Source organism: Anaeromyxobacter soli, assembly GCF_022808855.1.
In the GTDB taxonomy this organism is placed as follows: Bacteria; Myxococcota; Myxococcia; order Myxococcales; family Anaeromyxobacteraceae; genus Anaeromyxobacter; species Anaeromyxobacter soli.
Window position 1 is genome coordinate 62,836 of record NZ_JAKZLF010000013.1, and the last position, 18,854, is coordinate 81,689.

At 73.5% G+C, this 18,854-nt stretch carries 17 protein-coding genes and 2 tRNA genes; 8 read left to right on the plus strand and 11 right to left on the minus strand.

Annotated elements, in window-relative coordinates:
• Positions 1 to 2: 2 nt before the first annotated feature.
• Positions 3 to 320 (minus strand): ArsR/SmtB family transcription factor, encoded by a 318-nt coding sequence (locus MLV88_RS11445; protein ID WP_242353604.1) that lies wholly within the window; start codon positions 318 to 320, stop codon positions 3 to 5.
• Positions 321 to 450: 130 nt separating this feature from the next.
• Positions 451 to 1,404: a c-type cytochrome gene (locus tag MLV88_RS11450; protein ID WP_243337538.1), complete on the minus strand. Its 954-nt coding sequence runs from the start codon at positions 1,402 to 1,404 to the stop codon at positions 451 to 453.
• 599 nt (positions 1,405 to 2,003) lie between these two features.
• On the opposite strand from MLV88_RS11450, the gene MLV88_RS11455 reads away from it, so the two are divergent.
• The 3 genes from MLV88_RS11455 (at position 2,004) to MLV88_RS11465 (ending at position 4,062) form a co-directional block, all read left to right on the plus strand.
• Positions 2,004 to 2,076: transfer RNA gene (locus tag MLV88_RS11455), tRNA-Lys, on the plus strand.
• Between the two features lie 186 nt (positions 2,077 to 2,262).
• Complete coding sequence (locus MLV88_RS11460) at positions 2,263 to 3,045, plus strand: helix-turn-helix domain-containing protein (RefSeq protein WP_242353590.1); 783 nt, start codon at positions 2,263 to 2,265, stop codon at positions 3,043 to 3,045.
• Positions 3,046 to 3,258: 213 nt separating this feature from the next.
• Positions 3,259 to 4,062 carry an alpha/beta fold hydrolase gene (locus MLV88_RS11465; protein ID WP_242353588.1) on the plus strand — a complete coding sequence of 268 codons (804 nt, stop codon included), beginning with the start codon at positions 3,259 to 3,261 and terminating at the stop codon, positions 4,060 to 4,062.
• 18 nt (positions 4,063 to 4,080) lie between these two features.
• Here MLV88_RS11465 and MLV88_RS11470 read toward each other — a convergent pair whose 3' ends face one another.
• From MLV88_RS11470 to MLV88_RS11480, 3 genes are read right to left on the minus strand one after another with little or no spacing between them, the layout of a single operon-like run.
• Positions 4,081 to 5,085, minus strand: a complete 1,005-nt coding sequence (locus MLV88_RS11470; protein ID WP_242353586.1) for an SDR family oxidoreductase — start codon at positions 5,083 to 5,085, stop codon at positions 4,081 to 4,083.
• Positions 5,082 to 5,327 (minus strand): hypothetical protein, encoded by a 246-nt coding sequence (locus MLV88_RS11475; RefSeq protein ID WP_242353584.1) that lies wholly within the window; start codon positions 5,325 to 5,327, stop codon positions 5,082 to 5,084. Before MLV88_RS11475 ends, MLV88_RS11470 begins: the two co-directional genes overlap by 4 nt.
• Before the next feature lie 51 nt (positions 5,328 to 5,378).
• Entirely contained in the window at positions 5,379 to 6,239 is an 861-nt protein-coding gene (locus MLV88_RS11480; RefSeq protein WP_242353567.1) for an endonuclease/exonuclease/phosphatase family protein, read from the minus strand.
• 306 nt (positions 6,240 to 6,545) lie between these two features.
• Here MLV88_RS11480 and cysK point away from each other — a divergent pair, with 306 nt between their 5' ends.
• From cysK to MLV88_RS11495, 3 genes are all read left to right on the plus strand, one after another.
• Positions 6,546 to 7,478, plus strand: a complete 933-nt coding sequence (gene cysK, locus MLV88_RS11485) for a cysteine synthase A (RefSeq protein WP_242353563.1) — start codon at positions 6,546 to 6,548, stop codon at positions 7,476 to 7,478.
• A 143-nt stretch (positions 7,479 to 7,621) separates the two neighbouring features.
• Positions 7,622 to 8,311 carry a sterol desaturase family protein gene (locus tag MLV88_RS11490; protein ID WP_242353554.1) on the plus strand — a complete coding sequence of 230 codons (690 nt, stop codon included), beginning with the start codon at positions 7,622 to 7,624 and terminating at the stop codon, positions 8,309 to 8,311.
• Positions 8,312 to 8,373: 62 nt separating this feature from the next.
• Positions 8,374 to 8,446 (plus strand) — tRNA-Glu (locus MLV88_RS11495).
• A gap of 143 nt (positions 8,447 to 8,589) precedes the next feature.
• On the opposite strand, the gene MLV88_RS11500 is transcribed toward MLV88_RS11495, so the two are convergent.
• On the minus strand, positions 8,590 to 8,976 hold the full coding sequence (locus MLV88_RS11500; RefSeq protein ID WP_242335748.1) for a VOC family protein: 387 nt from the start codon (positions 8,974 to 8,976) through the stop codon (positions 8,590 to 8,592).
• 65 nt (positions 8,977 to 9,041) lie between these two features.
• On the minus strand, positions 9,042 to 9,596 hold the full coding sequence (locus MLV88_RS11505) for a sugar O-acetyltransferase (RefSeq protein WP_242353552.1): 555 nt from the start codon (positions 9,594 to 9,596) through the stop codon (positions 9,042 to 9,044).
• A 210-nt stretch (positions 9,597 to 9,806) separates the two neighbouring features.
• Between MLV88_RS11505 and MLV88_RS11510 the strand changes: the two genes are divergently transcribed.
• Positions 9,807 to 12,143: a protein kinase domain-containing protein gene (locus tag MLV88_RS11510; protein WP_242335743.1), complete on the plus strand. Its 2,337-nt coding sequence runs from the start codon at positions 9,807 to 9,809 to the stop codon at positions 12,141 to 12,143.
• Between the two features lie 51 nt (positions 12,144 to 12,194).
• Here MLV88_RS11510 and MLV88_RS11515 read toward each other — a convergent pair whose 3' ends face one another.
• The 3 genes from MLV88_RS11515 to MLV88_RS11525 form a co-directional block, all read right to left on the minus strand.
• Positions 12,195 to 12,890: a hypothetical protein gene (locus MLV88_RS11515; protein ID WP_242335741.1), complete on the minus strand. Its 696-nt coding sequence runs from the start codon at positions 12,888 to 12,890 to the stop codon at positions 12,195 to 12,197.
• 481 nt (positions 12,891 to 13,371) lie between these two features.
• A complete protein-coding gene (locus MLV88_RS11520; protein WP_242335738.1) occupies positions 13,372 to 13,953 on the minus strand; it encodes a P-loop NTPase family protein in 582 nt (193 codons plus the stop codon).
• 171 nt (positions 13,954 to 14,124) lie between these two features.
• Positions 14,125 to 17,028, minus strand: coding sequence for an ATP-binding protein (locus MLV88_RS11525; RefSeq protein ID WP_243337539.1), 2,904 nt, complete (start codon positions 17,026 to 17,028; stop codon positions 14,125 to 14,127).
• Between the two features lie 111 nt (positions 17,029 to 17,139).
• On the opposite strand from MLV88_RS11525, the gene MLV88_RS11530 reads away from it, so the two are divergent.
• Positions 17,140 to 17,601, plus strand: coding sequence for a hypothetical protein (locus tag MLV88_RS11530; protein ID WP_242335732.1), 462 nt, complete (start codon positions 17,140 to 17,142; stop codon positions 17,599 to 17,601).
• Here MLV88_RS11530 and MLV88_RS11535 read toward each other — a convergent pair.
• Positions 17,555 to 18,685 (minus strand): pectin acetylesterase-family hydrolase, encoded by a 1,131-nt coding sequence (locus MLV88_RS11535; protein ID WP_243337540.1) that lies wholly within the window; start codon positions 18,683 to 18,685, stop codon positions 17,555 to 17,557. The two genes, MLV88_RS11530 and MLV88_RS11535, sit on opposite strands and share 47 nt — an antisense overlap.
• Between the last annotated feature and the right edge of the window lie 169 nt (positions 18,686 to 18,854).

The window sequence follows — 18,854 nt, forward strand, 5'->3', positions numbered from 1 at the left end:
GCTCACCGCGTCCCTTCGAGCGCGGTCTCGAGCGCTTCCCGGACCCACGCGTCGGCGAGGCTGTAGTACGCGAGCTTGCCGTCCATTCGGAACTTCACGAGGCCGAGCCTGCGGAGGAGCTGCAGCTGCTGCGAGGTGGCGGGCATCGAGCGCCCCGCGACCTTCGAGAGATCGCAGACGCACAGCTCGGCGCGGCAGAGCGCGTGCAGGATGCGGACCCGGGTGGGATCGGAGAGCGCCGAGAACCGCTCGGCGACCTGCAAGATGGCCGCGTCGTCCGGGGCCGCGGCGCGAACCGCGGCGACCCTGCGCGCGTCCACGCACACCACCGCGCACTCACCCGACGCGTCGAGGCGCGGGGGACGGGCACGGCGGGGTCGGGCGGAAGTCACTTCCACGACTTCGAAACTACGAAATCGGCTCCGCTCGGTCAAGCGGCCGCGGAGGACCTCACCGCAGCGTCTTCAGGAACAGGAGCAGATCGTCCCAATCCTGCCCGCTCAGCTGCCAGCGCGGCATGCGGGGGTCGAGCGTCTCGCCGTCGGCGCCGACGCCCTCGACGACCGCGCGGCGGATGAGCTCGTCCGTATACGTGGGGCCTCGAGTGCCGTCGGGCTCGCGCAGGCCGGACGGGTCCGTGAGGTTCGGGTACGTGATGTTCGGCGTCGTGAACATCATGGTGCGGAGGCCATGCCCATCGGACCCGTGACAGCCTGCGCAGCCGCTCCTGGTCATCATCATCATCCCGAAGCCGCCGCTGCGGACGATCGGCTGTCCGTCAGCGCCGATCCCCCAGTCGAAGATGCGCTCGCCGAGAGCGACGGGATCGCCGCTCGGGCCGGGGACGACGCCCGGGCCACCGCCGCATCCGTTCGCCATCGGTCCCCAGCCGTAGCCGTAGCCGTCGAGACCGCTCATCATCTGTCCGCACCGCGCGTAGACGTGCGCGGAGTACGAGGCCATGACGTCCGCGTGACGGAAGGCCTCCGCCTGGTCGTCGGTCAGGCTCGCGAAGGTGCACGCGACGCGGCCGTGCGCGTCGAGCTCGGCGAGCATCGCGCTCGCGACGCAGCTCATGTCCACGTACGCGACGCCGTCGTGCGCACCGATGAAGCCGTCCATCGCGCCGCTCAGCTGGACCATCTGCGAGATCCACGGACGCACCTGCGCGTCGTAGGCGTCGTGCGCCGCCGGGCAACCCGTGACCGTCATCGTGGAAGCGCCCATCGTCGCGCGATAGGAAAGCGCCGCCGACTGCACGCGCGCCGTCAGGTCCTGGTAATCCGCTATCTGCGTCCTGTCGGCTGTCGTCGAGCTGTTGCTCGGGTTCGTCGTCGACGACCCTCCGCAGGCGGTGACGGCGAGCAGGCCTGCGCTCGCAAAGGCAAGGATTCCGATCCGCATGTCGACGCTCGCGTGGCTCGGGGTTGAACGCGGGGGTGTAGCAACATGCGCGCCTCACCACGCCAGCAAGCGATCCGGGACGTGCGCCACCCACCAGGGGTGCGCAAGCGATGCGGAAGGCGCCCATCTGCGTGCACACATCGCGCTCGCAATTCGTGGCGCGCGACGCGGCTCCGTGACGGTGCGAGTAGCGTTCTCCAGAGTCGTCCACGGTCTCAGAGAGCGGACGCCACGCCGGGCGCATCCCGGTCAGGCGGGGGCAGGCTGCGCGGGGGCGCCAGTCACGTGACGCCGATGACCGCCGCAGTGAAGAGCGCGCTCATCGACTCGCGACTCGGGCAAGCGACGTCCACGGGGCGCACCCGCCGGCCGCGAGCCTCGTCCGGTCCCGCTGCTCCACGAGCTCCTCCGGCGGCGCTCAACTCGTGCAGCGTTCCTCGCCGGCCACGTGGTATCAAGCGACGCGACACACGGGGGCGAGTCACCGGATCATGGCCGGGTTCCGGCGCGACCGCGGGCTCCTCCTGTCGATCTTCGGCACGGACGTGAAGGAGGGCGATGCATCGCCCGGCGTGATTAGCTAAGAAGTGCGGAGCCTCGAGGCGCTAGCTCAACTGGCAGAGCATCGGCCTTTTAAGCCGGTGGTTCTGGGTTCGATTCCCAGGCGCCTCATTAGCCGCAGCGTCCTGAGCGAGAGCCGGCAGGTGGTCGAGCACCGACCGATCGGCGCCGGCGCCGCTCCGGGGTGAACGCGACGTGCGCAACGCGAGATCAGCCCACGATCGAGCCGCGCCGGCCGGACGCGAAGCGGGTGCGCCGGGCCTGGGCGCGGCTGCCGGCGCGACGGCCCCCGCGGCCGTGTTCACGCCGCCTGCCCCGGACCTCGCCGGACGGATCGATCTCTGCTGGTCCGCCGTGGGCGCCGGCCCCGGCACGACGCGCCACGAGTTCTTCCCCGACGCCGGCGTGCACCTCGTCTTGCGGCGGTCCGAGACCGGGTCCCGGCTGGTGCTGCTCGGGCCCGCGACCGAGCGGGCCACGATCGAGCGCGCCGCAGGCGCGGAGTACCTCGGGATCCGCTTCCGCGCCGGTCAGGCTCCCCGCCTCGCCGACGTCCGCTCCTCGGAGCTCACCGACGGCTGCGTCGAGCTCGACCGGCTCGCGGGCGAGCCGCTCGAGGTGATCGCCGAACGGCTCGGCGCGCTTCCGGACCTCGCCTCGCGGCAGCGCGCGCTCGAGGCGCTCGTGCGGCGGGCGGCGCGACCGCTCGTGGAAGACGAGCGGTGCCGCCAGGCCGCGCTCCTCCTCGAGGCCCGGGGCGGACGGGTCAGGGTGGACGCGCTCGCCGCCGCCGTCGGCCTCCACGTCCGCAGCCTGGAGCGGCTGTTCCTGGACGCCTTCGGAATGACGCCGAAGCGGGTGGCGCGGCTCGTCCGCCTCCGCCACGTGCTGGGCGCGCTCCACGCCGGCGGGTACGGGAACCTGGCCGACCTCGCCCATGCGTGCGGCTACGCGGACCAGCCGCACCTCGTCCATGACTTCAAGGCGCTGACGGGTCGGCTCCCCGCCGACGACGACGCCGCTCGCAGCCGGACGCTCGCGCGCGGGGACACGCGGGTCGTGCACCGCGTGAGGCCGTAGCGCGCGGATCGCCGGGGCGGCGTGTCGCATTTCCACAAGACGGCGCCGTCCGGGCCGCGCTACGAACGGCGCGCACCCCAGGAGGACGGCATGCGCGCGGAACGTGAGCTCGAATCGAACGCAGGACGGACGGCGGCGGCTGACGGCTCACCGCGCATGGTGAGCACGCGGCGCGGGCCCGTCGAGTGCGCCATCTCGGGCGAGGGTCCCGCGGTGCTATCGCTCCACGGCGCGATGGGCGGCCACGACCAAGGGCTCATCCTCGCGCGGACGATCGGCGCGCCGGGGTTCCGGTACGTCGCGCCCTCGCGCCCGGGCTACCTCGGCACGCCGCTCTCCGCCGGCCGGACGCTGGCCGAGCAGGCCGATCTCTACCGCGACCTGCTCGACGCGCTCGGCGTCGAGCGCGCCGCCGTGATGGCCGTCTCGGGCGGCGGCCCGTCCGCCCTCCAGTTCGCGCTCAGCCACCCCGATCGCTGCTGGGGCCTCGTGATCGTGTCGTCTGTCTGCCGGCGCGTCGAGCAGCGCCTGCCGCTCGCGTGGTACGTCATGAAGCTGACCGCGCGCTGCGGCCCGCTCGTCGCCGCGATGCGCCGGAAGGCGGAGCGGGATCCGGAGGCGTCAGCGCGCCGGCCGATCCGGGACCCGGCGGTGCGCGCGCGGACGCTCGGCGATCCCGAAGCAGGCCCGCTGCTCAGGGAGCTGCAGCTCAGCACGATGGATCGGATGGCGCTCCGCATGCCCGGCACGGAGCTCGACGTCGCCGCCACGCGCAGCGACCTGTCGTTCCCGCTCGAGCGGATCGCGGCGCCGCTCCTGGTCGTGCACGGGACGCGGGACAGCGCGGCGCCGTTCGCGCAAGGCCAGGAGCTCGCGGCGCGGGTCCCGGGCGCTGAGCTGCTCGAGATCGAGGGCGGCGAGCACGTCGCCATCTTCACGCACCGCGACCTCGTGCGCGCGCGGGTCGCGCGGTTCCTCGCGGCGCACGCGCCGCCGGTGGGCTCGAAGGAGAGCTGATACGCTTCCCCTCCCTACTCAGCGCGCCCCGAGCCGCCGGGCGCCCCACCCTGCGAGGGCGACGGCCGCCAGCGACGCGAGGATCGCGCCGCGCCGGAGCTGCAGCCACATCGACAGGCTCGTCGCGTGCGCCTCGCGATCGAACTCGCCGCGCGCGCCCGGATCGCCCGGGACGGGCGCGTCGACGTCGTCGGGCCGGCCCGGCTCCGGCGGGAAGTCGGCCTGCTGGGCGCGGTAGCCGATCCGCCCGAGGTAGCGATCGAGCAGGCCGGGGATGACGAACTGGCCGAGGATCGCCCGCGCGGTGGGCCAGCCGAGCCAGAGCTCCCGCACCGGGCGCCCCGCCACGCGGAGCACCGCGCCGGCGATGAGCTCGGGCTGGTAGATGGGCGGCACGGGCTTCGGGTGCCCGGGAAGCCGCGTGCGGACGAGGTCGAACTGCGCGGTGTTCACGGCAGGGAGATGGATCATCGAGAGCTTCACGCGCGAGCGGTCGTGGTGGAGCTCGCAGCGGAGGGCGTCGGTGAAGCCCCGCGCCGCGGCCTTGGCGGCGCAGTAGGCGCTCTGGAGCGGGATGGACCGGTAGGCGAGCGCCGAGCCGATCTGGATCACGTGCCCGCGGTCGCGCGGGAGCATGTGCCGGAGCGCGGCGCGCGTGCCGTGGACGACGCCGAGGTAGGTGACCTCGGTGACTCTCCGGTACTCGTCGGCGGTCATCTCCATCACGGGCGAGAAGACGCTGACCATCGCGTCGTTGACCCAGAGATCGATGGCGCCCCACTGACCGACGACCGCGTCGGCCGCCGCCTGGACCGCGCGATCGTCCGCCACGTCCGCCACCAGGACCAGCGCCTCGCCGCCGGCGGCGCGGATCTCGGCCGCCGCGTTCTCGAGCGCCTCGCTCCCGCGCGCGAGCAGCCCCACCCGCGCCCCCTCCGCGCCGAACGCCCGCGCGATGGCGCGGCCGAGCCCGGCGGCGGCCCCGGTGACGACGACCACCCTCCCCGCGAACCTGCGGCTCACCCCTCGCTCCCGCGCCTCGGGCCCCGGGGGGCGGGATGGTGCGGGTGCTCCACCGGCTCACCCTTCCGGTTCTCGACCTCCTCGTCCCGGGGCTCGAGCGCTCCCTCGGGCGGGTAGCCCGGCGAGCCGTCCCCCAGGATGCGCGGCGTCCCATCGTCGAAGCCGGGCGGCTTCGGTCCGGGCCCGCCCGCGAGCCCCGGCTCGGTGCCCAGCTCGTCCTTCGGTGTCCGTTGTTTCGCCATCGAAAGTCCCCTTCCCTTTCAAGGTGGGGAGTCCCTGCCGCCCGCGCGATGTCACGGCAGACGGAGGTCCAGCACGATCGGCTGATGGTCGGACGCGCGGGCGACGTCGGTCCCGTGCACGACCTCCGCGCGCACGACCGCGCCCGCGTGCCCCCGCGCGACGAGCAGCGCGTCCAGCCGCTCGGCGGCCACCCCCGTGGACCAGGTCGTCGCCTCGGCAGGCAGCGGATCGAGGTACGAGCCGTCGGCGGCGAGCGGCCCGAGGGCGGGCGCCGTGGGCGGGTCGTTGAGATCGCCGCCGGCGAGCACGACCGCGTCCGGATCCGCCATGGCGAGCGCGTCGGCGATCTCGCGCATGCGCGCCGCCTGGGCCGCGCGACGGGTGCCGTCGTCCGAGAGGCGCGAGCTGAGGTGGCTCATGACGATCGCGAGCCGCGTGGCGCCCGCGGCGAGGTGGACCTCCGCGCAGTCGCGCGGCCAGAGCACCCGGCCCGCCGCGTCGCGCTCCCCGGCGTGGCTCACGTAGCGCGAGATCGGCCGGCGCGAGAGCGCCGCGACGTCGATGCCCCGCGGGTCGTTGCCCTCGACGAGCCGCGCGACCTCGTATCCCGCGCCCTCCGCGAGCGCCTCGAGCAGCGCGAGGTTCTCGACCTCCTGCAGCAGCACCACGTCGGCGTCGAGGCGAGCGAGCACCGCCGCGAGCGCGCCGAGCTTCGCCTCCACCTCTGCGGTCGAGGGCACCTCGTCCTCCGCGCCGGGCGGCAGGAGGCGGTCCTCGGCGTCGAAGAGATCGTGGACGTTCCAGGTGACGATCCGCACCGCCCGCACCTCGGGCGCGCGCGCGGGGACGTCGAGCAGGGGCTGGCAGCCGGTGAGGAGCGCCGCGGCGAGCGCGGCCAGAGGGCGTCGCATGCGGCGCCCCCGTGCAAGCGCGGCGCCCCCGGACAGCGCCGCGCTCGCGAGGCGCCGGAGTCGAGCTCGGGCCGCGCTGCGGGCCTACCGTGCGCGCGACGGCCGGGGAGGCACCTGGCTCGCGTGGGTTGCGGGCGAGGCGCATGCCGCGCCCCGCCGCCGGCCCGCGCTCACCCTGGCGACCGTCTCTCCCGGTGCGGGTCGCCCGCCCGGCGAGCCTCTGCTTGACAGGACTCGCATCCGCTTTTAAAGATGGCGTCCGTTATAGCGGAACCCGCGCCGGGACCGCTCGCGAGAGGACACGGGATGCGCATCGCGGACGACGTGACGAAGCTCATCGGCAACACGCCGCTCGTGCGGCTCAACCGGGTGATGGATGGCGCGCGCGCCAACGTCGCCGCCAAGCTCGAGAGCTTCAACCCGTGCTCGTCGGTGAAGGACCGGATCGGCGTCGCGATGATCGAGGCGGCCGAGCGCGACGGGCGCATCAAGCCCGACACCATCCTCCTCGAGCCCACGAGCGGCAACACCGGCATCGGCCTCGCCTTCGCGGCCGCGGCGAAGGGCATCCCCATCGTGCTCACGATGCCGGAGACGATGAGCATCGAGCGGCGCAAGCTCCTGCTCGCGCTCGGCGCGAAGCTCGTCCTCACGCCCGGGCCGGAGGGCATGAAGGGCGCCATCAAGAAGGCGGAGGACCTCGCCGCCGAGGACGGCCGCTACCTCGTCCTGCAGCAGTTCGAGAACCCGGCGAACCCGGAGATCCACCGCCGCACCACCGCCGAGGAGATCTGGCGAGACACCGACGGTCGCATCGACATCCTCGTCGCCGGCACGGGCACGGGCGGCACGGTCACCGGCTGCGCCGAGGTCCTGAAGGCGCGGAAGCCGGGGATCCGCATCGTCGCCGCCGAGCCCGCCGACTCGCCGGTCCTCTCCGGCGGCAAGGGCGGGCCGCACAAGATCCAGGGCTGGGGCCCGGGGTTCGTGCCGAAGGTCCTCAACGTGAACCTCATCGACGAGGTGATCACGGTCGGGAACGATCCGGCCGGGGAGATGGCGCGGCGCCTCTGCCGCGAGGAGGGCATCCTCTCCGGAATCTCCTGCGGCGGCGCCGCCTGGGCGGCGCGCGAGGTGGCCCGCCGGCCGGAGAATGCCGGCAAGCTCGTCGTCGTGGTGCTGCCGGACACGGGCGAGCGCTACCTGTCGACCTGGCTGTTCGAGGAAGGCGCCCGCTGACACCTGGCGCGCCGCGTCGGGGCGCCGCCGCCCCCGACGCGCTCCGGGTACGCTTCCCGCGTGTCGCGTTGCGGGCCGAACGGCCGCCCCCTACCTTCCAGGGAGAAGGGCGCTCCTGCGCCGCCCGGAGGCAAGGCCGCCAAATGACGCACGCGTCGCGCGAGGAGCTCCGCGCCGAGCTCATGGGGCGCATCCCGAGCACCTACTCGCCCACGCTGCACCTGTTGCTGCCGAGCCTCGGCGGCCTCGCTCTCGCGGCCCTCGCCCTCTCGCGCGTCGAGGGCCTGACCGCCTGGCAGCTCCTGCTCGTCCCTGTCTTCTTCGCCTTCGGCAACGCCGTCGAGTGGCACGTGCACCGCGGGCTCCTGCACCGGCGCGTGCGCTGGCTCGAGGTCTTCTACACACGCCACACGCCGCAGCACCACGCCGTGTTCGTCGGCCAGGACATGGCGCTCCGCAGCGCGAAGGAGCTGAAGCTCGTGCTCCTCCCCGCGTACGCGGTGTTCGGCATCGTGATCCTCACCTCGCCGATGGCGCTCCTGTTCCTCTGGCTCCGCCAGCCGAACCTCGCCGCGCTGTGGGTCGCGACGGTCGTCCTTTACGTGCTCTCGTACGAGTGGCTCCACCTCGCCTATCACCTGCCCGAGGAGAGCCCCATCGGCCGCACCCGCGCGATCGGCTACCTGCGCCGCCACCACCAGCTGCACCACGCGACGAGCCTCATGCAGCGCTGGAACTTCAACGTGACGTTCCCGCTCTGGGACCACGTCCGCGGGACCGTCTACCGCCCGCGCGGCGCACCGGCGCACCCCGCCGCCGCCCGTCGCGTCTGAACCGACGCCCGGCGAGCGCCGACCCTTTGACAGACGCCGCCTTGTCGGGTACTAGACCGCCCGACCCCATCGTCTAGAGGCCCAGGACTCGGCCCTTTCAAGGCCGCAACCGGGGTTCGAATCCCCGTGGGGTCACTCACCATCCATTGATTCCGACTCGGGTTTACGGAGACGCGCCTTTCTGCGCCTCCGTTGCCCGGGTCGTCGTTCGTGGGACGTGCGTCGAGGGTGTTGCGACATCCCGCGGATCGCTTGCCACCGCCGCGTCCCGCCCGACGTCACTGCGCGTCGTGACAGACAGCCTCGATGTTGTGACCGTCCGGATCGAGCACATAGGCGCCGTAGTAGTTCGGGTGGTAGTGCGGCCTCAGGCCCGGCGCACCGTTGTCCCTGCCGCCTGCTGCGATGGCCGCCTTGTGGAAGGCATCCACCGCTGCGCGCGAGGACACGCGAAATGCGATGTGGATGGGCGGTGTGATCGCATCGCCCTGGCTGATCCAGAAATCGGATCCGTCGGCATGACAGAAGCCGGCGGTCAGCGCATGGCCATCGCGCGCGGCAGGGAGCTCCACCAGCCGCGAATGGCCGGTCTGCGCGAGCGCCTGCAGGTAGAAGGCCTTGCTCTTCGCGTAGTCGCTGACGATGACGCTCACGTGATCGATCATCGGAACTCCATCCGGTTTGCAGCGCAGACGTGAAGCAGCACCGGGGACCGTGGAGAATACGCCCCTCAGCCGAGGCGGCGGATCACCTTGCAAGGGTTTCCCGCAGCGACGCAGCGCGGCGGTACGTCTGCCGTGACGACGCTCCCCGCGCCGATCGTCGAGCCCTCACCCACCGTGACGCCGGGGAGTATCACCGCTGCGCCTCCGATCCACACCCGCGACTCGATGCGAACGGCGAGGGCCCGCTCCAGCCCTCGAGCTCGCTCGCCGGGATCGACGGGGTGCGTCGCCGTGTAGACCTGGACCGCCGGGCCGATGAGCACGTCCTCACCGACGTCGATGCGGTTGCAGTCGAGCAGGATGCAGCCGGTGTTGAGGTAGGTACGCGCTCCGAGGCTCACGTTGAACCCGTAGTCCACGAACAGCGGCGGCTCGACGTAGACGCCCGATGCCATCGAGCCGAGCAGGTCCGAGAGGACGGCGTTGCGAGCATCCAGATCGTCGGCATCCACCTCGGACAGATGCTTGATCAGGCGGCGAGCGCGGGAACGCGCTCGAACGAGCTCCGGGTCCGAGGCCAGGTAGAGCTCGCCCGCAGCCATCTTGTCTCGTTCGGTCATCGCGCGGTCGTAGCCCGGTCAGTCGGTCCGCGCTGCGAGTTGCCCGCCTGGGAGCGAGGCGGGGGACGGCTGCCCGTGCCCTCGTCTTGCCGTCATCGACCCGCGCCGGGCGTGCCATCGCAGGGCAGCTGCGCAGCATTCCCGCGTTCGGCGGACGCCCCTGGAGCCTCCGCGGAGCTATCGTCTCGCTGGCTGGGTTGAGGGTCTCTCATGCCGGAGCAGGGCGTGCGCAGCGTCGCTGAGCCGTCGTCGCGTCAAGACCCCGGCGCGCTCTCGGCTTTGCTCGCGGAGCTCGCGCGGGCGCCCGAGGGCGCGTGGGAGGCCGAGCTCCGGCCGGGAGCAGTCATCGGCAGGTTCGAGCTGATTCGCGAGCTCGGACGCGGCGGCTTCGGGATCGTCTGGGAAGCGCGCGACCGGGAGCTGGGCCGCGGCGTCGCCTTCAAGGCGCTCCGCCGCGGGGCTGGGCGCGACGTCGCAGAGGATCCCCTCCTGCGAGAGGCGGCGATCGCGGCGAGCCTCTCGCACCCGAACGTCGTCACGCTCTTCGATTTCGGGCGCGCACCGGCGGGCCCTTTCCTGGTCCTCGAGCTCCTCCGGGGAGAGACGCTCGGAGCCCGCCTCGCCCGCGGGCCGCTCCCGCCGCGCGAGGCGCTGCGCATCGCGCTCGAGGTCGCCCGAGGGGTCGCGCACGCGCACGCGAGCGGCGTCGTCCACCGCGATCTCAAGCCCGGAAACGTCTTCCTGTGCAGCGACGGGCGCGTGAAGGTCCTCGATCTCGGGATGGCGCAAGCGTTCGCGCACCGCGCGATGCCGGGCGGAACCCCTGGTCACATGGCGCCCGAGCAGGTGCGGGGCGCCCCGGAGGACGAGCGCACCGACGTGTTCGCGCTCGGCGTCCTCCTGTTCCAGATGCTCCGGGGCGAGCCGCCGCCGCGGGACGGCGAGGGCGACGTCGAGGGCGCCGTGCTCAGGGTCCCCGAGCCCCCTTCGGTCGCTCCGCTCGTCACGCGGATGCTCGCGGCCGATCCGGTGGAGCGCCCTCGGGACGGCGGCGAGGTCGTCGCCGCGCTCGCCGCGCTCGAGCGCGGTCCCGCAGCGGCGCCGACGCCATCTTCCGCCTCCTGGCGCGACACACGATACGAGCCGCACGGCCGCGGCTCCGGCCCGCCATCGATCGCGGTGCTGCCGTTCGCGAACATGAGCCCGGATCCCGGCCAGGAATTCTTCTCGGACGGGGTCGCAGAGGAGATCCTGCACGCGCTCACGCGGGTCCGCGGGCTCCACGTCGCCGGGCGGACCTCGTCCTTCTCCTTCCGCGACTCGCGTGAGGACGCGGCGACGATCGGGCGCAAGCTCGGGGTCACGAACGTGCTCGAGGGGAGCGTGCGCCGCGCCGGCGACCGAGCGCGCATCACCGCTAAGCTCCTGAGCGCGTCCGACGGGTTCACGCTCTGGTCGCAGACGTACGACCGGGAGCTGACGGACGTGTTCGCGGTCCAGGAGGGCATCGCGAGCGCGGTCGTCGCCGCGCTCGAGGTCCGGCTCGCGCGCGGCGAGGCGCCGTCGGTCGAGTCCCATCGCACCGCGCGCCCGGAGGTGTACGACGCCTACCTCATCGCGCGCCGGCTGCTCGAGCGACGCGATCTGCTGGGCCAGGCCGGCGCGACGAGCGCTTACGAGAAGGTCATCGCGCTCGATCCCGGCTACGCGCCGGCGTGGGGGGACCTCGCGGAGGCGCTCCTCTGGGCCTCCGACCTGGTGGCCGACGCGGCCTCCCGGACCGGGTGGCGGGGGCGCGCGCTCGAGGCGGCGGAGCGCGCCGTCGCGCTCGATCCGGGGCTCGCGACGGCGTGGAGCACGCGCGGAACCCTGCGGATGCTCCTCCGGTGGGATTTCGCCGCGGGCCGCGAGGACCTCGAGCGCGCCGTCGCCCTCGGGCGGGGCGACGCGCGCGTGGTGCGGGACCACGCGTGCATGGTCCTCGTCCCGTTCGGCCGGGTCGAGGAAGGGCTCGCGTCGCTGGTGAGGGCGACCGAGCTCGATCCGCTCGACGCGCTCGCCTGGACGTACCTCGCGATGACGTACGCCGGCACGGGAGACGTCGAGCAGTGCGCGCGGGCCGCGGAGCGGGCGCTCGAGCTCGATCCCGGGAATCCCTACGCCGCGTTCTGGCGGTCCGCGGCGCTGGTCCTGAGCGGTCGCGCCATCCAGGCGACCGCCGTCTTCGCGCCGCACACGTCGCAGGCGCACGAGGGGTTCGGGCTGACGATCGCAGCGATCGCACATCACGCGCTCGGCCACGCCTCGCGCTCACGCGTCGCGCTCGAGGCGCTCGAGGCCAGGTTCGCGTCCTCGATGCCGTACCAGCTCGCCGAGATCCACGCGTGGCGCGGCGAGCACGAAAGAGCGTTCGCCTGGCTCGAGCGGGCCCGGACGTCGCAAGACGCCGGCCTCGTGCTCGTCACCCGCGACCCCTTCCTGCGCAGCCTGCGATCCGATCCCCGATATCCCGCCCTGCTCCGCCGCCTGAACCTGCCTGCGGCCTGAGGCGTGCGGGTGAGCCTCCGGGACCATCGACCCCTCGGTCCCCTCCCCCGCCTACCCGAGGTGTCCCCGCTCAAGCGCCGCGCGGGGACAGGCGGGTGGGAAGACCCCGAGCACGAACGTGACGGTGGCGCTCATCACGAGCAGCTCGCCGATCTCCTCGATCAGCGCGCCGCCGCGGAGTCCCGCCAGCGCGAAGTCGACCACGACCCCGAACGCCGCGAGCAGGGCCGTGAGCCCGAGGAGCCAGCGCGCGAAGCGTCTCGTGTCCGCGTCGCTCCGGAGATAGCCGAGACCGAGCGGTACGAGGAACATCGACCCGACGGCCGCGGCCCACGCAGGCTGTCCGAGCTTCTCCGGGAGCAGCCCCGAGGCCGCCACCGCCGAGCCCATGACCTCGTGGATCCGCAGCGAGTCGTCGAGGAGGAGGTACAGGTAGAGCAGCGCCAGGACGGCGAGGAGCGTGCTCCGCTTGCGGACGCCGGCGATCCCGAGGAGCAGGAGCACGGAGAGCTCCTTCGCGTACTGGAACCACTCCGCGTAGCCGCCGTCCTGGGACAGCGAGAGCATGGGATCGTCCGGGAGCCACCCGAAGTGCCTGCCGAGGTGCAGGAGCACGAAGCCCGCGTCCGTGCCGACGAGCGCGAGGGCGACCCGGAAGTCGATCCGGGCGGGGACCTTCACGCCAGCGGGAACGGACGAGACGAAGGGGTCGAGCGGTACGGTGACGGATCGAACGACGTCGGCCATGGTGACGCTCCGTGTAGCCGCCCACGACCGGCCGCCGCATACCGGCGCGTCGACCGCGAGGGCTTCCGTTCTCCTGCTTCGGCGACTCTACGTGACGGCGCCGCTCCGGCGAGCGGCGCTCGCGGGGGCAGATGGGCGGGCGCCCTATTCGCGCCGCGATCCACATCCGCGCCTCCCCTCCACACGATCGCGTGCCCGCGCCGAGCGGGACTTGGGCCTAACGCCGGAGGCCGAGCGGGGACCGGAGGGCCGCCGCCGACGCTCCGCCCGGCCCTGCGCGTCGGTTCTCGGGAACCGCGTCCTCGGCACACCAACGCCCGGAGGCCGCGCAGCGTGATCTCGTGTAGCGCGGATCACGGACGTCTCGCGCGCCGAGGGGGCGCGCGCAGACCGCGCAGCCACCTGGGCCCGCCGCAGCCATGGAGCTTCTCCCGTGGCCGCAGCAGCGAGCCCCCGTCGAGCCCGGCGGCTGCTTCGCCGATTACGACTGCGCCGCGGGCGCGCTCTGCCTCGACGGCCTCTGCACCGGCTGCGCCACCGATGCGGCCGTGTGCTCGGGCGCGTTCGACGCGGCCGACGCCTCGCGGAACAGCTGCACGAGGTGCCTCACGGCCGCGGACTGCTCGGGGAGCGCCTCGCGCAGCAGGTCGGGGAGCTCGCAACCAGGCGGCACCTCGTGCAGGCCGTCGAGCACGAAGACGAACGGCACCTTGATGCTGGCCCAGAGCTGGCGGAAGAAGCGGCGCGCGAAGGTCTGGAGCCCACCGTGATACGGAGGGGTGAAGAGCGGGAGCGGCCGCCGGGAGCCGGGCGTCGCGCGCCGCGACGCCTGGACGAGATAGTAGAAGAAGGTCGCGGGGTCGGCGTCGCCGGGATCGAGCTGGTACCAGAGGCAGCGCAGCGCGCGGGCCGTCACGTAGCTCGCGGCGAGCGTCGTCTTCCCCGCGCCGGGAGGCCCGGCGATCCAGGTCGCCGCTCGCGCCTCGTCGAGCCGCGCGAAGAGCCGCGCGCGGGGCACGACGGCAGGCAGCCGCGGGCGGGAGATCTTGGCGAGCGAGGCCATGGCCGGATCCGGGCGCAGGCGCACCACTTCACGTGGGCAGCAGGCGCCCCATGCGCAAGGAGCTCGGGCGCGCCGCTCCGTGACGGCGCCTCGCGCGATCGCCCTATACCAGGAGCGGAAACCCACCCGGAGCACACCGACCGAGGCGCCGGCCGACGGCCTGCGCTCCGCTCACCGCTCGCGTTCCGGCCGGCGCCGCGCGACCGCCCCGCGCGCCGCCGCGGGCTGGCCGCTCGGGAGCGCCACGACGAAGGTGCTCCCCATCCCGGAGGAGGACGCCAGCTCCACGCGCGCGCCGATCGCGGCCCCGAGGTCCCGCGCGACCGTGAGGCCGAGACCGAGCCCCGGGACGTATTGCTCGGCGGCGCGCGCGCTGCGCTCGAAGGGCTCGAAGAGGCGGGAGCGATCCTCCGGCGCGATGCCCGGTCCGGAGTCCTTCACCTGCACGCGGAGCTCGTCGCCGCGGCTCTCGATCGCGACCTCCACCGCGCCGGCGGTGGTGAACTTGATGGCGTTCCCGACGAGGTTCGCGAGGATGAGGCGCAGGAACCGCGGCTCCGTCTCGATCCATGGGACGTGATCCGGCGCGCGGAGGACGAGCTCGAGCCCCTTGTCCTCCGCCTGCGGGCGCTGCTCCTCCACCACCTTCGCGACCAGCGCCCCGAGATCGACGTCCTCGACCTCGGCCGCGAGCCGGCCGCTCGCGAGCTGGGCCTGGTGCAGGAGCGCCTCGACGAGCCCGGTGAGCCGGGTCGCGGCGAACACCCCGCGGCGCAGGATCGCGCGCTGGTGCTCCTCGAGCGGATGCTCGGCGTCGCGGGTGAGCCGCTGGAGCTGGAGGTGCAGGGTCGTGAGCGGAGTCCGCAGCTCGTGGGAGACGAGGCGGAGGAAGTGGGTCCTTACCGCGTTCGCCCGCTCCGCGTCCTCCTGCGCGCGCCGCGCCACCTCGAGCGCGGCCTCGAGCTCGCGCTTGCGCGCCGCGAGCGCTCCGGCGAGCGCGACGACGTCGTGCGTCTGGGAGTCGAGCTCGCGCTGCAGGACCTCCCGGGCGCGCTTCACGGAGACGAGGTTCGCGACCCGGGCCCGCGCCTCCTCGGCCACGAACGGCTTCATGAGGTAGTCCTGCGCGCCTTCCCGGAGGAGCTGGGCGCGGAGCGCGTCGTCCGCCCTCGCGGTGAGCACGAGCACCGGGACGCCGTCGAGCTCGCGGCGCTCGCGCATGGCGCGGACGAGCGCGTCGCCGCTCATGCGCGGCATCATCACGTCCGTGACGACCGCGTCCGGCGGCCGTGCGAGCGCCTCCACCAGGCCGGCCTCCCCGTCGGGAGCGGTCGAGACCTCGAACTCGCCGGAGAGCACCTCGGCGACGAAGCGGCGCATCTCCGCGTTGTCCTCCACGACGAGCACGCGCGGCCTGTCCAGCCCTCCGCGCGAGACCTCGTCCGGCGGATCCGCGGCGGTCCGAAGCTCCTCGACGACCCCGGACCCGTAGTCGCCCTCCCCGCCCGCGGCGCCCGGGGGGAGCTCCTCCTTGCGGGCCTGCGGGGGCAGGTGGACCGTGAAGAGCGCGCCGCCCTCCGGCGCCTCGTCCACCTCGATCCGGCCGCCGTGCAGCTCCACGAACTCCTTGGCGATGGCGAGGCCGAGCCCGGTCCCGCCCACGCGGCGCGCCGCCTCGTCGTCCCCGCGCGCGAAGCGGGCGAAGACCGACTCCCGCTGCGCCTCCGGCACGCCCGGTCCGCTGTCCGCGACCTCGAGCGCGAAGCCCGGCGTGACCTCCGCGCCCGCGGCCGTGACCGCGCGCAGGGAGCAGCGGATCCGCCCCCCGGCCGGCGTGAACTTGAAGGCGTTCGAGAGGAGGTTGAACAGGACGCGCTGGAGCTTCCCGGGATCGACGCGGGCTGCGAGCGACTCGGGGCCTTCGACGGCGAAGGCCGTGCCGCGCTCCGCCGCGAAGGCCTCGAAGTGCGCGGCGACGAGGCGGACCAGGCGCCCCACGTCCGCGTCCGCGAGCTCGAGCGCCATCTTGCCGGCCTCGAGCTTCGAGACGTCGAGCAGGTCGTTCACGTGCTTCGCGAGCGTACGCGCGTTGCGCGCGATGACCTCGAGGTCGCGCCGGGTCCCCGAGGGGAGCTCCGCGGCCAGGAGCTCGTCGGCGGGGCCGAGGATGAGCGCGAGCGGGGTCCGCAGCTCGTGGCTCACGTTCGCGAAGAACCGGGCCTTCTGGCGCTCCAGCTCCTTCGACTTGTCGTAGGCGGCGCCCAGCTCGCCGAGCGTCGCCTCGAGCCGTGCGTGCAGGCGCGCCCGCTCCTCCTCCGCGCGCTTGCGCTCCGCGACGTCGCGGATGGCGGTGATGGCGAGCGGTCCGTCCTCGGTCTCCAGCGGCGAGAGGCTGATCTCCGCGGGGAACTCGGTCCCGTCCTTCGTGAGGCCGAAGAGCTCGAGGCGCCCCGCGCCCATCGGACGGGTCCTCGGCGAGGCGAAGTACTCGGTGCGGTGGGCCGGGTGCGCCGCGCGGAAGCGCGCCGGGATGAGCGCCTCCACGCGCTGGCCGAGCAGCTCCTCGCGCGAGTAGCCGAAGAGCTTCTCGGCCTGCGCGTTCACGAGGATCACCTTGCCGCGCCTGTCGGTCACCACCATCGCGTCCGGCGCGGCCTCGAGGACGCCCTTCACGTACGACTCCACCTTCTTGCGAGCCGTGACGTCCCGGAGCGCCGTGATCGCGTACATCCCGTCCTCGGTCTCGAGGGGCGAGAGGCTGATCTCCGCGGGGAACTCGGTGCCGTCCTTGCGCAGCCCGAAGAGCTCGAGGCCGCCGACGGCGCCCATGGGACGCGTGCGCGGGTCGCGGAAGTAGCCGTTCCGGTGGTGCGGGTGCGCCGCCCGGAAGCGCTCGGGCATGAGCATCTCGACGGGCTCACCGAGGAGCTCCTCGCTCCGGTAGCCGAAGAGCCGCTCGGCCTCGGCGTTCACGACCACCATGCGGCCGACGCGGTCCGTGATCACCATCGCGTCCGGCGCTGCGTCGAGCACCGCCTTGAAGCGCGAGGCGATACCGTTGACTGACTCCGTCATATCGGCCCAGTGCCTGTGGGAGCGGCGCGCTCGGTGCCATGACCTCTCGGGGCCACACGCCGCTCAAAGCCGGGCGATCCGCCGACCGCCCGCACGGAGGAGGAGCCTGCGATGTCACACGCGACCCGGCTGATGATCGGCGCCACCCTCGTCACCGTCCCGACCATCGTGTTCGGCGGCCTCGCCGTGCTCGGCATCGTCACGGCCGGCGGGGCGGGCGTCCCCGGCCCGGAGCTGACCCCGCTGCAGCTCACGCTGTACCGTGCCGGCCATGCTCACGCGGGCGTGCTCGTCCTGCTGTCGCTCGTGCTGCAGCACCTGCTCGACGCGGTCCGGCTCTCACCGGGCGTCGCCTGGAGCGCGCGCGTCGCCGCCCCTCTCGCCGCGATCCTGGTCTCGGCCGGCTTCTTCGGGCTCGCCCACGCGCCCCCGCTCCGCGCGCTGCTCTACGCGGGCGCGGCGCTCGTCGTGTACGCGACGCTCACCGTGGGGATCGGCCTGCTGCGATCTCTGCGGCCGCCGCCCGTCACGGCGGCATCACGGTCGTCCAGCGCGGGTCGTCCGAGACCATGAGCTCGAGCCAGGCCGCGAGCGTGGTCCCGCCCTCCTCGTGCGAGGCGACGTAGGAGCCCCCGGCGAACGGCGTCGCGGGCGTGAGGAGCATGTGGGCGTCGAGCTGCCCGCCGTCCGTGTCGTAGAAGACGCGCGCGTTGCCGGTCGGCGCGAAGACGAGCGCCTCGAGCTCGCGGAGCGACGCCTCGAACGCGTCCGGGGTCGAGAGCATGAACGTGGCCATGACCGGGTCGCGGACGTGAGACAGGAAGGCGATCCGGTCGCCCGCGTGCGAGGAGGAGAGCTCGCTGAACGCGGCGGACAGGTTCGAGCGGCACTCGACGCAGACGGGGTCGAGCGCCTCGCCGAGGTGCCAGGAGCCGTAGAACGCGTCGCGCAGGTCCGCGGGCACGTCGTTGTTGACGAGCGCGGGCCCGGAGTCGTCCACGAGGTAGCCTCGCGCCTCCGGCCAGTACCAGCGGAACGCCTCGTAGCTCACCAGCGCGCCGAAGCCGCCGGCGGAGGAGCCCGCCACGACGAGCTTGCGGGGCGACGGGAACGTCGGGGCGAGCCGCGCGAGGTACGCGAGCACGTTCGCGTGCCCGACGTGCCTCCAGGTCTCGGAGAAGACCGCGTTCCCGTACACCTTCACGTTGCTCCCACCGTGCACGTCGCCCGTGCAGTAGGGCACGAACACGATCGTCGCGCCGGCGAGGGAGGGCGGCAGGTTCGCGCGATCCGTGAGCGAGCTCGGCACGTAGTCCCGCAGCTCGACGTCCCACTGAGCCGGGCCGTAGTGGTCGTCGACCGCGGTCCCGGCGGCGCAGGTCGCGTAGTCCCAGCAGGCGCCCCCGCCGTCGAAGAACACGAGCAGGTCGGACCCGCTCCCGCGGTTCACGGCGAGGCCCGTGGTGGAGCCGTCGGCGCACACGGCGTCGTCGAAGGGGATCCAGGCCCAGGTCTCGAGCGGCAGCTCCGCCTCGGAGATCGCCTGCCCGAGCGGCGGCTTCCCGGTGTAGCCCTTCTTCTCGATGGGGGTCGTATTCTGCGCGCACGCGGCGAGCGCGGCGGCGAGCACTGCGGGTACGAGGCGGCGAAGGCGCATGCGAGCACTCCCCAGGCGAAGAGCGGCGATGCTCGTCCGGGAGCGGGTGAGCGCTCAAGCCCGGGAATCGCACACGCAGCCTGGGGCGAGGGTGCGCCGGGCGCGGACCGACGGTCGAACACCGGGGCCCGCGCGAGCCGGCGGAAGGGTGCCCCACGCGTTTCAGGCC

What these genes read in the sequence shown, in the direction of transcription:
- MLV88_RS11505 (WP_242353552.1), bottom strand. Translation starts at nt 9,596, where the DNA reads ATGACCGAACGAGACAAGATGGCTGCGGGCGAGCTCTACCTGGCCTCG.
- cysK (WP_242353563.1), top strand. Translation starts at nt 6,546, where the DNA reads ATGCGCATCGCGGACGACGTGACGAAGCTCATCGGCAACACGCCGCTC.
- MLV88_RS11515 (WP_242335741.1), bottom strand. Translation starts at nt 12,890, where the DNA reads ATGGCCGACGTCGTTCGATCCGTCACCGTACCGCTCGACCCCTTCGTC.
- MLV88_RS11530 (WP_242335732.1), top strand. Translation starts at nt 17,140, where the DNA reads ATGTCACACGCGACCCGGCTGATGATCGGCGCCACCCTCGTCACCGTC.
- MLV88_RS11520 (WP_242335738.1), bottom strand. Translation starts at nt 13,953, where the DNA reads ATGGCCTCGCTCGCCAAGATCTCCCGCCCGCGGCTGCCTGCCGTCGTG.
- MLV88_RS11500 (WP_242335748.1), bottom strand. Translation starts at nt 8,976, where the DNA reads ATGATCGATCACGTGAGCGTCATCGTCAGCGACTACGCGAAGAGCAAG.
- MLV88_RS11525 (WP_243337539.1), bottom strand. Translation starts at nt 17,028, where the DNA reads ATGACGGAGTCAGTCAACGGTATCGCCTCGCGCTTCAAGGCGGTGCTC.
- MLV88_RS11475 (WP_242353584.1), bottom strand. Translation starts at nt 5,327, where the DNA reads ATGGCGAAACAACGGACACCGAAGGACGAGCTGGGCACCGAGCCGGGG.
- MLV88_RS11480 (WP_242353567.1), bottom strand. Translation starts at nt 6,239, where the DNA reads ATGCGACGCCCTCTGGCCGCGCTCGCCGCGGCGCTCCTCACCGGCTGC.
- MLV88_RS11450 (WP_243337538.1), bottom strand. Translation starts at nt 1,404, where the DNA reads ATGCGGATCGGAATCCTTGCCTTTGCGAGCGCAGGCCTGCTCGCCGTC.
- MLV88_RS11535 (WP_243337540.1), bottom strand. Translation starts at nt 18,685, where the DNA reads ATGCGCCTTCGCCGCCTCGTACCCGCAGTGCTCGCCGCCGCGCTCGCC.
- MLV88_RS11510 (WP_242335743.1), top strand. Translation starts at nt 9,807, where the DNA reads ATGCCGGAGCAGGGCGTGCGCAGCGTCGCTGAGCCGTCGTCGCGTCAA.
- MLV88_RS11490 (WP_242353554.1), top strand. Translation starts at nt 7,622, where the DNA reads ATGACGCACGCGTCGCGCGAGGAGCTCCGCGCCGAGCTCATGGGGCGC.